14 protein-coding genes are annotated in these 12,144 nt (G+C 31.3%); 8 read left to right on the plus strand and 6 right to left on the minus strand.

The window, feature by feature from the left end; translation table 11 throughout:
- Positions 1 to 59: 59 nt before the first annotated feature.
- The 3 genes from typA (at position 60) to trxB (ending at position 3,263) form a co-directional block, all read left to right on the plus strand.
- Positions 60 to 1,859, plus strand: coding sequence for a translational GTPase TypA (typA, locus tag ACFQ1O_RS13490; RefSeq protein ID WP_377716760.1), 1,800 nt, complete (start codon positions 60 to 62; stop codon positions 1,857 to 1,859).
- Between the two features lie 89 nt (positions 1,860 to 1,948).
- A complete protein-coding gene (locus ACFQ1O_RS13495; protein WP_377716762.1) occupies positions 1,949 to 2,185 on the plus strand; it encodes a uroporphyrinogen decarboxylase in 237 nt (78 codons plus the stop codon).
- A gap of 115 nt (positions 2,186 to 2,300) precedes the next feature.
- Entirely contained in the window at positions 2,301 to 3,263 is a 963-nt protein-coding gene (gene trxB / locus ACFQ1O_RS13500; protein ID WP_377716764.1) for a thioredoxin-disulfide reductase, read from the plus strand.
- 62 nt (positions 3,264 to 3,325) lie between these two features.
- Here trxB and ACFQ1O_RS13505 read toward each other — a convergent pair whose 3' ends face one another.
- From ACFQ1O_RS13505 to ACFQ1O_RS13520, 4 genes are all read right to left on the minus strand, one after another.
- Positions 3,326 to 4,150, minus strand: coding sequence for a GIN domain-containing protein (locus ACFQ1O_RS13505; protein ID WP_377716766.1), 825 nt, complete (start codon positions 4,148 to 4,150; stop codon positions 3,326 to 3,328).
- A gap of 137 nt (positions 4,151 to 4,287) precedes the next feature.
- Entirely contained in the window at positions 4,288 to 5,016 is a 729-nt protein-coding gene (locus ACFQ1O_RS13510; RefSeq protein WP_377716768.1) for a head GIN domain-containing protein, read from the minus strand.
- A 105-nt stretch (positions 5,017 to 5,121) separates the two neighbouring features.
- The gene (locus ACFQ1O_RS13515) at positions 5,122 to 6,894 is read right to left on the minus strand and encodes a PspC domain-containing protein (protein ID WP_377716770.1); all 1,773 of its coding nucleotides are present in this window, start codon (positions 6,892 to 6,894) and stop codon (positions 5,122 to 5,124) included.
- On the minus strand, positions 6,887 to 7,231 hold the full coding sequence (locus tag ACFQ1O_RS13520) for a PadR family transcriptional regulator (protein ID WP_377716772.1): 345 nt from the start codon (positions 7,229 to 7,231) through the stop codon (positions 6,887 to 6,889). Before ACFQ1O_RS13520 ends, ACFQ1O_RS13515 begins: the two co-directional genes overlap by 8 nt.
- A 403-nt stretch (positions 7,232 to 7,634) precedes the next feature.
- On the opposite strand from ACFQ1O_RS13520, the gene ACFQ1O_RS13525 reads away from it, so the two are divergent.
- The 3 genes from ACFQ1O_RS13525 (at position 7,635) to ACFQ1O_RS13535 (ending at position 9,222) form a co-directional block, all read left to right on the plus strand.
- Positions 7,635 to 8,087, plus strand: coding sequence for a thioesterase (locus tag ACFQ1O_RS13525; protein ID WP_377716774.1), 453 nt, complete (start codon positions 7,635 to 7,637; stop codon positions 8,085 to 8,087).
- A gap of 23 nt (positions 8,088 to 8,110) precedes the next feature.
- Positions 8,111 to 8,908 carry a TIGR00266 family protein gene (locus ACFQ1O_RS13530; protein WP_377716776.1) on the plus strand — a complete coding sequence of 266 codons (798 nt, stop codon included), beginning with the start codon at positions 8,111 to 8,113 and terminating at the stop codon, positions 8,906 to 8,908.
- Positions 8,909 to 9,024: 116 nt separating this feature from the next.
- On the plus strand, positions 9,025 to 9,222 hold the full coding sequence (locus tag ACFQ1O_RS13535) for a hypothetical protein (protein ID WP_377716778.1): 198 nt from the start codon (positions 9,025 to 9,027) through the stop codon (positions 9,220 to 9,222).
- A gap of 55 nt (positions 9,223 to 9,277) precedes the next feature.
- On the opposite strand, the gene ACFQ1O_RS13540 is transcribed toward ACFQ1O_RS13535, so the two are convergent.
- Both ACFQ1O_RS13540 and ACFQ1O_RS13545 read right to left on the minus strand, forming a co-directional pair.
- A complete protein-coding gene (locus tag ACFQ1O_RS13540) occupies positions 9,278 to 9,925 on the minus strand; it encodes a hypothetical protein (protein WP_377716780.1) in 648 nt (215 codons plus the stop codon).
- A gap of 5 nt (positions 9,926 to 9,930) precedes the next feature.
- Positions 9,931 to 10,878: a hydrogen peroxide-inducible genes activator gene (locus tag ACFQ1O_RS13545; protein WP_377716782.1), complete on the minus strand. Its 948-nt coding sequence runs from the start codon at positions 10,876 to 10,878 to the stop codon at positions 9,931 to 9,933.
- A gap of 104 nt (positions 10,879 to 10,982) precedes the next feature.
- Here ACFQ1O_RS13545 and ACFQ1O_RS13550 point away from each other — a divergent pair, with 104 nt between their 5' ends.
- Both ACFQ1O_RS13550 and ACFQ1O_RS13555 read left to right on the plus strand, forming a co-directional pair.
- Positions 10,983 to 11,456: a Dps family protein gene (locus ACFQ1O_RS13550; RefSeq protein ID WP_377716784.1), complete on the plus strand. Its 474-nt coding sequence runs from the start codon at positions 10,983 to 10,985 to the stop codon at positions 11,454 to 11,456.
- A 3-nt stretch (positions 11,457 to 11,459) separates the two neighbouring features.
- Positions 11,460 to 12,134 carry a VOC family protein gene (locus ACFQ1O_RS13555; protein ID WP_377716786.1) on the plus strand — a complete coding sequence of 225 codons (675 nt, stop codon included), beginning with the start codon at positions 11,460 to 11,462 and terminating at the stop codon, positions 12,132 to 12,134.
- The last annotated feature ends 10 nt before the right edge of the window (positions 12,135 to 12,144 follow it).

Consider the following 12,144-nt stretch of genomic DNA (forward strand, 5'->3'; position numbering starts at 1 on the left):
TGTAGTTATAAAACCAAAATAAATACCTACTTTTGCGCCCTTAAAAGCAAAGAATACAAATGAGTACCATTAAAAATATTGCAATTATTGCTCACGTAGACCACGGTAAGACTACTTTGGTAGATAAAATTATGTATCACTGTCAGTTATTTCGTGAGAATGAAAATACAGGTGATTTAATTTTAGATAATAACGATTTAGAGCGTGAAAGGGGAATTACTATTACTTCTAAAAACGTTTCGGTTACTTACAAAGGAACTAAAATTAATATTATTGATACACCTGGTCACGCCGATTTCGGAGGAGAAGTAGAGCGTGTATTAAATATGGCAGATGGGGTTTTATTATTGGTAGATGCTTTTGAAGGGCCAATGCCTCAGACTCGTTTTGTATTACAGAAAGCTATCGATTTAGGTTTAAAACCATGTGTAGTTGTAAACAAGGTTGATAAAGAAAACTGTACGCCAGATGAGGTTCATGAGAAAGTATTCGACTTAATGTTCGAATTAGGAGCCGAAGAGTGGCAAATGGATTTCCCTACTGTATACGGTTCTGCTAAGAACAATTGGATGAGTGAAGATTGGCAAAACCAAACAGAGAATATAGAACCATTATTAGATATGGTTTTAGAGCATATTCCAGAATACAAAGTACCAGAAGGAAATACCCAGATGCTAATTACATCTTTAGATTATTCTTCATTTACAGGAAGAATAGCTATTGGTCGTTTAACTAGAGGTACTTTAAAAGAAGGAATGCAAATTTCTTTGTGTAAACGAGATGGTTCTATTGTAAAATCAAAAATTAAAGAATTACATGTTTTTGAAGGGCTAGGACGTAAAAAAGTTGCTGAGGTTCAAGCTGGTGACATTTGTGCATTAGTTGGATTGGAAGGTTTTGATATAGGTGACACGATTGCTGATATTGAAAATCCAGAATCATTACAAACTATCGCAATTGATGAACCAACTATGAGTATGTTGTTTACCATTAACGACTCTCCTTTCTTTGGGAAAGATGGTAAATTTGTAACATCTCGTCATATTAAAGATCGTTTAACTAAAGAGTTAGAAAAGAACTTAGCCTTAAGAGTTCAAGATACTGGTAGTGCAGATAAGTTTTTAGTATTTGGTCGTGGTGTATTACACTTATCGGTTTTAATAGAAACAATGCGTAGAGAAGGATATGAGCTTCAAATTGGTCAACCTCAAGTAATTATTAAGGAGATTGATGGAGTTAAGTGTGAGCCAGTAGAGGAATTAACTATAGATTTACCTGAGTCTGTTTCAGGAAAGGCAGTAGAAATGGTTTCTTTACGTAAAGGAGAAATGACTTCTATGGAAGCAAAAGGAGATAGAATGATTTGTGAGTTTATAATACCATCTAGAGGAATTATAGGTTTACGTAATCAGTTATTAACTGCTACAGCAGGAGAGGCAATCATGGCTCACCGTTATAAAGAATATCAACCTATTAAAGGAGGAATTCCAGAAAGACAAAAAGGATCGTTAATTTCTATGGAAAAAGGAACTGCTATCCCTTATTCTATTGACAAATTACAAGATAGAGGGCGTTTCTTTATCGATCCGGGAGAAGAAATTTATGAAGGTCAGGTTATTGGAGAGCATTCTAAAGGAAATGATTTAGTAGTAAACGTTACTAAAACTAAGAAGCTATCAAATGTACGCTCTGCGGGAGCAGATGATAAAGCTAAGATTGCACCAGCAATTAAGTTTTCATTAGAAGAGGCTTTAGAATACATACAAAAAGATGAATATGTTGAGGTAACACCTAATTTCTTACGATTAAGAAAAGTTCATTTAACAGAAAATGAAAGAAAACGTAATCCGATTACGTAATTAGATTGCGATAATAAATATAAAGCCATTGTGTTAACCGCAATGGCTTTTTTTGTATCATTGCTATGGTTTTATTTAAATAGAAGAAAATGGATATAACATTAATAGAAATAGTAGGTTATTTAGCTTCATTATGTGTATTGATATCTTTTACAATGAAAGATGTTAAAAAGTTACGAATGATAAATATAGTAGGATGTTTATTGTTTGTTATTTATGGGTTGATGATGGAAAGCTTAAGAGTAGGCTTGCCAATTATTTTAACCAATGCTGCTATTATGGCAATTAATGGATATTACTCATTTTTCGCTAAAAAAGAAGCCTAAATAAAAACATTTTATCAATCAATAATTATTATTGATTTAGTCTAGGGAGTTAGTTCTCTTAGAATGTTTTATTTTTGTTTTCGTATTAACCCCAACTCAATTAAAAAAAAGAAATATGTCAGAAGCAATAGAAAGAGTAAAGTGCTTAATTATAGGATCAGGTCCAGCAGGATATACTGCAGCTATTTATGCAGCTAGAGCAAACATGAAACCAGTCATGTATCAAGGTTCTCAACCAGGTGGACAGTTAACTACAACCAATGAAGTAGAAAACTTTCCTGGTTACCCTGAAGGAATTACAGGGCCACAAATGATGATAGAGTTACGCAATCAAGCAGAGCGTTTTGAAACAGATGTTAGAGATGGTTGGATAACTAAAGTTGACTTTTCTGGAGATGTACATAAAGTGTGGATTAACGATGAAAAAGAAATTCATTGTGATACTGTAATTATTTCTACAGGGGCTTCTGCTAAGTACTTAGGATTAGAGTCTGAGCAAAAGTATTTAAAAATGGGTGGAGGAGTTTCTGCTTGTGCTGTTTGTGACGGTTTCTTCTATAAAAACCAAGAGGTAATTATTGTAGGAGCTGGAGACTCAGCTTGTGAAGAAGCTCATTACTTATCTAAGCTATGTAGTAAAGTTACCATGTTGGTAAGAAGAGATGAGTTTAGAGCCTCTAAGATTATGGAAGCCAGAGTACGTAACACAGAGAATATTGAAATTTTATTAAATACTGAAACTGTTGAAGTTTTAGGTGATGATTACGGAGTAACTGGTGCAAGAGTTAAGAATAGAGAAACTGGAGAGGAACAAGATATTCCAGCCACTGGATTCTTTGTTGCAGTTGGGCATAAACCAAATACAGACATCTTTAAAGATTATATAACTCTTGATGAAACAGGATATATTATTAATGAACCAGGTTCCTCTAAAACCAATGTTCCTGGAGTATTTGTATCAGGAGATGCAGCAGATCATGTATACAGACAAGCAATTACTGCTGCAGGAACAGGATGTATGGCAGCCTTAGATGCTGAGCGTTATTTAGCTGCTAAAGAAGCAGAAATGGTTTCTTAAGAAAAGAGATAAGAATAAAAAAGCCTTCAAGTTACTTGAAGGCTTTTTTATATAATAGATTTTTATTTTTTATAGAGTCTTGCAGAATCTGCAAACTTTCTTAAATCAATTTTAGGAGTATTGTAAATGTATACTTCTGAAGAACCAGAAGCTTCTAAGGATAAATTATCTTTAACTTCTATATGGCAATCGCTACTTCCTTCAGCTATCATAGTACAATCTTGAGCTGTTAATTTATCACCTCTAAAGTTAGTAGCATTATCTGCTCTTAACTGTAAGTTGCCAGTTTCACCTTCTATTCTTGCATTTGCTTTTTGGTACAAATCAAATTTTAGGGTGCTTACATTAATTAAGGCTTTTATGTCGCTGGATTCGCTCATTTCTATGTTACAATTTTCACCACTTAGGTTGAGTTCAATTTTAGATTTTTTTTGAGCAAATAGCTTGAAATCTTCAACTTTTGCCGTAAAAAATAGTTTAGAAGCATCTCTTGTGTAAATCTTTAAGCTAGGTAACTCTACATCTATTAAAGAGTTCAATACGGCTTTATTTTGTAATTCAATTTTATTAAATACATCTGTAAAAGTAACACGAATACTCAATTTCTTTTTTGATGTAATATTGTGAGATGTTTTTATCGATAAATTTTCATCAACTACATCGAATAAAATTATATCGTGTAAATTTTCATCTGCTTCAATTTCAATCATTGGAGTAGTACCTTTTAAAATAAAAACTTCTATATCTTCATTAATAGATAGAGAGTTAAAGGCGGCTAACTCATGTTGTTTAACTTTTACTAGTTTATTCCCTTTTATCTTTTCTTTTTTCTGAGCAAATCCTACACTAGCTATTATAAATGTTACTAATAACAATTTTAGTTTCATATTGTTAATTTTAATAAGGTTTAATTGTTTAAAACAAAAACATTGCCAAAAAGTAAGCATTATTACCCAATCATGAAAGTTTACACATAAAAAAAGCCAACTTTTTAGTTGGCTAAATAATGTTTATAAGTTAGAGCTTAATAAGCTTTAATGCTTCCAGCAGAACTGTTGTCTTTCTGCACATTAGCCGGATTTCCGCTATACCTAATAGAAGAAGCACTACTTGATTCGGCATCTATAGAAGAAGTACAGTTTACGTTAATACTAGAAGCACTAGATGCGTCCGTCAAACAATTTTCTGCTAACATGTTTTTGGCATTGATAGTACTAGCAGAAGAAGCTTTAGCTTCAATGTAATTGGTTTTTCCGTTTAATTTAATAGTTGCAGCACTACTAGCTTTGCAACTAATATTAGTTACTTCTGCAGTAAGTTTAACTGTTGCAGCACTACTTGCTTGTAAAGATAATTTTTCAGTGTTTAAAATGTTGGTAGCGGCAACATGAGAAGCACTAGATGCTTTAATAGCATTAATATCAGTAAAATTGACTAATATTTTTTTAGATTCACTTTTATCTATTTTTTCGGTGGTATAAATTTCAAGGCATCCATTTACAACTTCTGTTTTAATAATTTCAAGAAGGTTCTCGTCTGCTTGAACCTTTACTAGGTTATCAGTACTTTGAGTGATGTATACATCTAAACCATTTGAAGCTTTAATACTTGAAAAGTCTTGATTTACAATTCGTTCTTCGGTTTGTACGTTCCCGTTACCTTTAACACCTGGATCAATTTGTAGGTTGAAATTACAACCAACTAAAAAAACGCTAAGTATTAAAGTGATTAAAAATTTTGCTAGAGCTGTCATTTTTTGATTTTTTTAAGTTAGGATTTAAAAAGTCTAACAATTACTACTCTTTTAGTTGGTTTAGGTTGATGAGTCCTAGTAAGTAATTGCTAGACTTGACTGCATTTAATCGTTATCTTTTTTTATTTTAATTCCGTTTTCATCAATTTTTACTTTTACAGATTCTTCGTCATTATTAACATCTATATCAATTCCATTACCATCAATAATAACTTTTCCTTTTTCGTCTCCTTCGCTAATATTAATATTTAAACCATTCTCATTAATAATAACTCTTCCATTTTCTGTTTCTTCAATATGAATATCTTTTTCTGGGCAATCTAAACATTTTGTTTCTCCAGTTAAGACTTCTAAGTAGTGACCTTCATCACCATTTTCTAGAATATCATTATAGTGATCTGTATTTCTATGGTAATAATACGTGTTCTCATCAGCAATCATAACCATACCCTCAGGTAAATACAAGGTAACTTCTACTTCTTGTTCGTTGTATTTTTGTTCAGGACTAGCTAATAGATAATTGTTTAAAGATAATGTGTTATTTTCTAAAGAGTATTGATAATCAATATCTAAGGCTCTTTGTTTAGCAGATTGATGATTGTTTCCGTAAGCTTCTTTTCTAATTTTAATATTAGCAATAGAGTCTTTAGTAGATTTAACAATTAATCTAATATCCTGAGCTAAGATGTGCTTAACATCACTTTCGTCGTATACAAATTGTTCATTACCTCTTCTGTACATTTCTGTAGGGAAGTTTTCGTTGGTAATCATTTGTATTTTTAGGGTGTCGTTTTTAGTAACAGGTAAATCCTCTTTTATAGTTACCTGTGCTTGGCTAGATGTGCTTATAGCAGATTTTACTCCAAATCCAATTAATCCTATTAATGATAAAAACCATACAAAAGACAAGATTATTTTGGTAACATTACCAATAGACCTTAAGTTTTTAATTAAAATTTTAAAACCTAAATAAGCTATAACAAAAGCTGGAATTCCTACAGCAAAAAACGCGCTAATAGCAACTAACCACATTGGCCATTGAGAGGTTTGATCATAAAGTTCTATTTGGTTAGAAAAATCAAATCCAAATACGCTAAAAGACCCCGCTGTTAGCAATCCTATAACTAAACTAATTAATGTAGTAATTCCTATAAAAACTAGAAATGCCCCAAAGAGTTTACCAAAAACCTTTATTAGTTTTAAAAAGAAAGAGCCTAAAGCGTCAAAGAATTTAGAAATTCCATCTTGTGCTTTGTTTCCATATTTATGGTAATCTACATTTTTTACGGTCTCTGAAGCAGAATCAAAACCCTCACGAATTTTTTTCTCTATGTTTTCAATATTAATAGGGTCTCCAGTCATTGCAATCTTCTCGGCGGTGGTTCTTGCTTCAGGAATTAATACCCATAAAAGTATATATATTAAAATTGTTACTCCACCAGTAGGGAATGTTAGAATAAAGAATAATAGTCTAAATATTATTGGGTTAATTCCAAAGTAATGCCCCAATCCGGAAGAAACCCCTCCCACATATTTATTATTGGTATCTCTGTATAATTTTCTTTTATTATTGTTATAAGTATTGCTTTTTGGTACTTCATCAAAAATATCTTCGTCAACCATATAATCTTCTGGTTGCCCCATGATGTTGATGATTTCATCTACTTCGTTTATACCAATAACTTGTCTTTCATTTTGCATTTTATTAGAGAATAACTCGGCTATTCTCGCTTCAATATCTGCAATTATTTCATCTTCACCAGACGCACCAGCAAAAGAACGTTTTACGGCACTCAGGTAGTTTTGTAATTTTAAGTATGCATTTTCATCTATATGAAAAATCATACCGCCTAAGTTTATATTTACTGTCTTATTCATCGTTAGTGTTTTTTTTGCTAGTTACAATTGTTACTGCTTGTTGTAGGTTATCCCAAGTTTTTGTTAATTCTGTTAAAAATGTTTTTCCGTTTTCTGTTAAAGTGTAATACTTTCTTGGTGGTCCAGAAGTAGATTCTTCCCATCTGTAGTTAAGTAATCCAGCATTCTTTAATCTTGTAAGCAGTGGGTATATTGTACCTTCTACTACAAGCATTTTTGCGTCTTTTAGCGTTTCTAGAATTTCAGCTACATAAGCATCATGTCCATCTAAAATAGATAATATGCAGTACTCTAGCACTCCTTTACGCATTTGTGCTTTTGTGTTTTCTAACTTCATAGTAATTCTTTAATAATTTGTTTAATAGCAGAGCTATTGCCAAGGGTTAAACTAATAGATTCTTGATTATAAGATTGTGAAACTGACCTAATAGCAAGTTCCTCCTTGGCTTGATTTGTGTTTTTGTTCGTTTTTTGATTCATGATTTATGATGTTTTTTGATGATGGATGATTCTAATTTTTTAAAGTTGATTAGACTTATATAGTAATATCCTATGCAAATATATGAATAAAAAAAGGTACTATGCAAAACAAAGTACCTTAAATTAACATTTTTTTAACATTGTGTTTGATGTGATTTTTACACCCAACCTCAGTATTTACAGGAGTAGTATGCTATGCATTGTACTATTTGTTCTTTTTTAAGTAATTTGGTGTTTCTATCATTAAAAGATTATTTAACGTGAAGATATCTCCTAGAAAAATCAATTTATTTTTATTAGCAAAGTTGCCTTCTGCATTTTTATGTGGGGTTAGGTTAAAAAGTATTTCTAATGCCATATGTGTAACATCTGTTAAGTATAGATGGATCAATCAAAACCCTTTTAATTCCTTGTATTTTGCTGTTCAAGCAATGGCTTCAGAACTGTCTACAGGTGCTTTAGTATTAAAAAAAATACAAGAAAGTGGTAACAAAATATCAATGTTGGTTACTCACAATACAGGAAGCTATTCTAAAAAAGCTGTAGGAAGAATAACTTTTACTTGTTCTGATGGTGATTTAATTAATGATGCAATTAAAAAAGCAATTGAAACTAAAGAGGGACAAAAAATTACTCTTACTTCTGTAGGTATAGATAATGAAGGAGACGAAGTAGGAAAGTATACTTATGAATGGAGTATAAAAGCTAAGTAATCAATCAAAAAAATAAAATAGAAATGCAATCACATGAAATAGATTACCATATTTATGGTGAAGAAATGCAATATGTTGAAGTAGAATTAGATCCACAAGAAGGGGTAATAGCAGAATCAGGCTCCTTTATGATGATGGAGAGTGGTTTACAAATGAATACTATTTTTGGAGACGGTTCTAATCAAGATAAAGGGGTCTTAGGGAAACTTTTTTCGGCGGGTAAACGATTATTAACTGGAGAAAGTTTATTTATGACTGTTTTTACAAATGAGTCTCACGACAAGAGAAAAGTTAGCTTTGCTTCTCCTTATCCAGGATCTATTGTTCCAATAGATTTGGCAGCATTTGGTAATAAGTTTATATGCCAGAAAGATGCTTTTTTATGTGCGGCTAAAGGAGTTTCTGTAGGAATTGAGTTTTCAAGAAAATTGGGTAGAGGTTTTTTTGGTGGAGAAGGATTTATAATGCAAAAACTTGAAGGAGATGGGATGGCTTTTGTTCATGCAGGAGGAACTATTTGTAAAAAAGAGTTAAAAGCTGGAGAGGTACTAAAAGTAGATACTGGGTGTATAGTAGGTTTTACTAAAGATGTAGATTATGATATAGAGTTTGTTGGAGGCATAAAAAACACTGTTTTTGGAGGTGAAGGGTTGTTTTTTGCAAGTTTAAGAGGACCAGGAACTGTTTATATACAGTCATTGCCTTTTAGTAGATTAGCATCTAGAGTTGTAGCCTCAATACCAAGAGGTGGAAATAGTAAAGGAGAGGGAAGTATTTTAGGAGGTTTAGGTGATCTTTTAGATGGCGATAATAGATTTTAATAGTTGTTAAATTTTGTTAATTTTATCGATATATTGTTTTTTTTAAGGCTTAATGGCTAATAAAATGAATATTTTTTCGTTTATTTATGTAGAAATAACAACCAAACCCAACTAATATGGCGCGAGCGATGTTTGATTACACAAAGACAGTTCTGGAGAGAGTTAGTTTTGATGCTAATCTTTTTTGTAAAGAAGTTCAGAAAGCTTTTGAAAGGTTATTACCTTATGAAATTGAAGAATTGAAAATATGGATTAAAACCCTTACTTTACAAAAACCCGAATTAAATGAATGTTTAATATACTTAAAAGAATAACAAAAAAGCCGAGTTCAAACTCGGCTTTTTTGTTGCAATAAAATAGTGCTATTTATTATTCTTGGTAATTTAAACGAACAAATCCGTTATTAGTTGCGTTTCCGGTTGTTCTGGTAAAACCTTCTAATAAAGGTGTGACATTAACCGAATAGGTTAAGTCTAATTCTAATTCGGTAGAGCCGTATAAACAAATAAGTTTTCCGTCATTGTTAAAAGACCAAGTTCCATTTACAGTATTTCCAGAATCTGTTGCACTCATAGTTTCGTTTGTGTTAAAAACAATGTTTAAATTATTGTTGCTAACAGTTGTAGATGATGGGTTGTTGTTGTAGCCACCATTAAATGTTCCGCTAAATTGATGTAAAAACAAAACAGTAGTAACTGCAAATCCAGCAGAATTAGTGGCTGTAACTTCTATAATGTTTTCGTTTAGTGGTAAATCCTCATTCCAAGATAAAATTCCTGTAGTATTGTTTATAGAGACTCCTGTGTAATTACTGTTTAAAGTAAAAGTACCTGTTTCATTTCCCCAGTCAATATTTGGAGTTCCTGTACTACCGTTGGTATAGAAAGGAATTGGGCCTCCAGCTGGGTAGTAAAAATCAGATGGAGCACTTATAGAAGTGTCGTCGTTATCTGTTGCGCAATTAGTAAACACTACAATAAGTAGTAATATTTTTAGGAGATCTAATATTTTTTTCATGCTATTTAATTTGAGTATATTTTTTTCGGACTAATAATTTTTACATCATGAAAAGCAATAGCACCTCTAATAACAGCATCTATAACATCTTTTAAAGCCTTTGTTATTTGAATTTTTAATTCGCTTTTATGAAATAGCAAACTTACTTCTCTAGCAGGTTTAGGATCTGTAAAATGAATAATACTATCTGTGTAGCATTCTTGTAATTGTTTTGAATGTAAGTAAGGTAAAAGAGTCATACCTAATCCTTCATCAGCAAGTTTTGTTAAAGTTTCAAAACTTCCACTTTCTAAGCTAAACGTGTTATTTTTATTAGATTTTGTAGCACTGCATAAATTTACAACTCCATCCCTAAAACAATGGCCGTCTTCAAGTAACAATATATCATTAATGTCTAGATCAGCAGTGGTAATTGTCTTGTGTTGTGCCAGTCTATGGGCTTTAGGTACATAAGCAACAAATGGTTCGTAATACAGTGGTCGTTCAATTAGGTTTTCATCTTCTAATGGTGTAGCTGCTAATGCAGCATCAAGATTTCCTTCATTTAATTGTTTGATGATTTGCGGAGTAGTTAGCTCTTTTATTTTTAACTGAACCTTTGGGTGTTTTTCTGTAAAAGTTTTTAAAAACATAGGTAATAAAGTTGGCATAATTGTAGGAATCACTCCTAAAGTATATTCACCACCAATAAACCCTTTATCTTGATCTATAATGTCTTGAATTCTTTCCGATTCGTTGACAATATTTTTTGCTTGAGAAACTATTTTTTTCCCAACCTCAGTTAACTCTATAGGTTTTTTACTTCTGTCAAAAATCTGTACAGATAGTTCATCTTCTAGTTTTTGTATTTGCATACTTAGAGTAGGTTGAGTAACAAAACAAAATTCAGAAGCTTTGGTAAAGTTTTGGTGTTCAGCTACAGCTAAAACGTATTGTAATTGTGTTATGGTCATATGTTATCAATTATGGTGATAAAGATATAAAAACTATCAATATAATTTATAATAAAAATGTTTTTGATAGATATTACTTTTGATTAAGAAAAATAAACAATAATATGAGTGCAAATATTTTAGGATTAGATCAAAAATTATCAGTAGAAGTAGCTAACGAATTGAATGTGTTGTTGGCAAGTTTCCAAACGTATTATCAGAATTTAAGAGGTATACATTGGAATATAAAAGGGAAGCGATTTTTTGAACTTCATGCAAAATTTGAAGAGTTATATAATGATGCCAATATAAAAGTCGATGAAATTGCAGAACGTATCTTAACTTTAGGAGTTACACCAATACATACTTTTCAAGATTATGTAATTACAAGTAAGGTAGAGGTAGGTAAAAACATAACAAATGATTCTGAATCGGTTTTATTAATTGTAAATTCATTATCGAATTTATTGATTATTGAGAGAAGAATATTAGAGTTATCTGACGAAGCTAATGATGAAGGAACCAATTCGTTAATGAGTGATTTTATTTCAGAACAAGAAAAGACAATTTGGATGATGCAATCATGGTTAAAGGAATAAGAAATGAAGATTAAAAAATTAGAATTATATACTCAAAAACTAATAGAGCAGAAAAAATTTTATTCCAGTACTTTAGGTCTGAAAAAAATAGAAGAAAGCGATAAATCTGCCTCTTATCAAATAGGTAATACGATTGTGAAATTTACTTATCAAAAAGATGCAACACCTTATCATTATGCTATAAATATTCCTGCAAACCAAATAGAGCAAGCTCTTAGCTGGTTAAAAAACAGAGTTACAGTTTTAGAGCACAATTCTAATGAGATTCAATATTTTGATTTCTGGGATGCGTATGCAATTTATTTTTATGATCCTGATTATAATGTTGTTGAGTTGATTGCTAGAAAAACATTAGATAGTTATTCTAACAATGTTTTTAGCGAGGAGTCCTTACTGTCTATAAGTGAAATTGGATTGCCTACAAATAATATTAAAAAAGTATATAATGCTTTATCAGAAGCATCAGATATTCCTATTTATTCTGGGAATTTTGAACGATTTTTATCTGTAGGGAATGAAGAAGGTCTTTTTATAATAATAGATAATAAAAAGAAAAAAGAGTGGTTTCCTACCAGTGATAAAACATATGCTTCAGACTTTAAAATGAACTTTACTGAAAAAGGGAAGAAGTATGGTTTAAATTATATTAATGAGCGCTTAATTTTAAGTGCTCATTAATATATTGGTT

Origin of the sequence: Pseudofulvibacter geojedonensis, from assembly GCF_042675745.1 — a bacterium.
Taxonomy (GTDB): domain Bacteria; phylum Bacteroidota; class Bacteroidia; order Flavobacteriales; family Flavobacteriaceae; genus Pseudofulvibacter; species Pseudofulvibacter geojedonensis.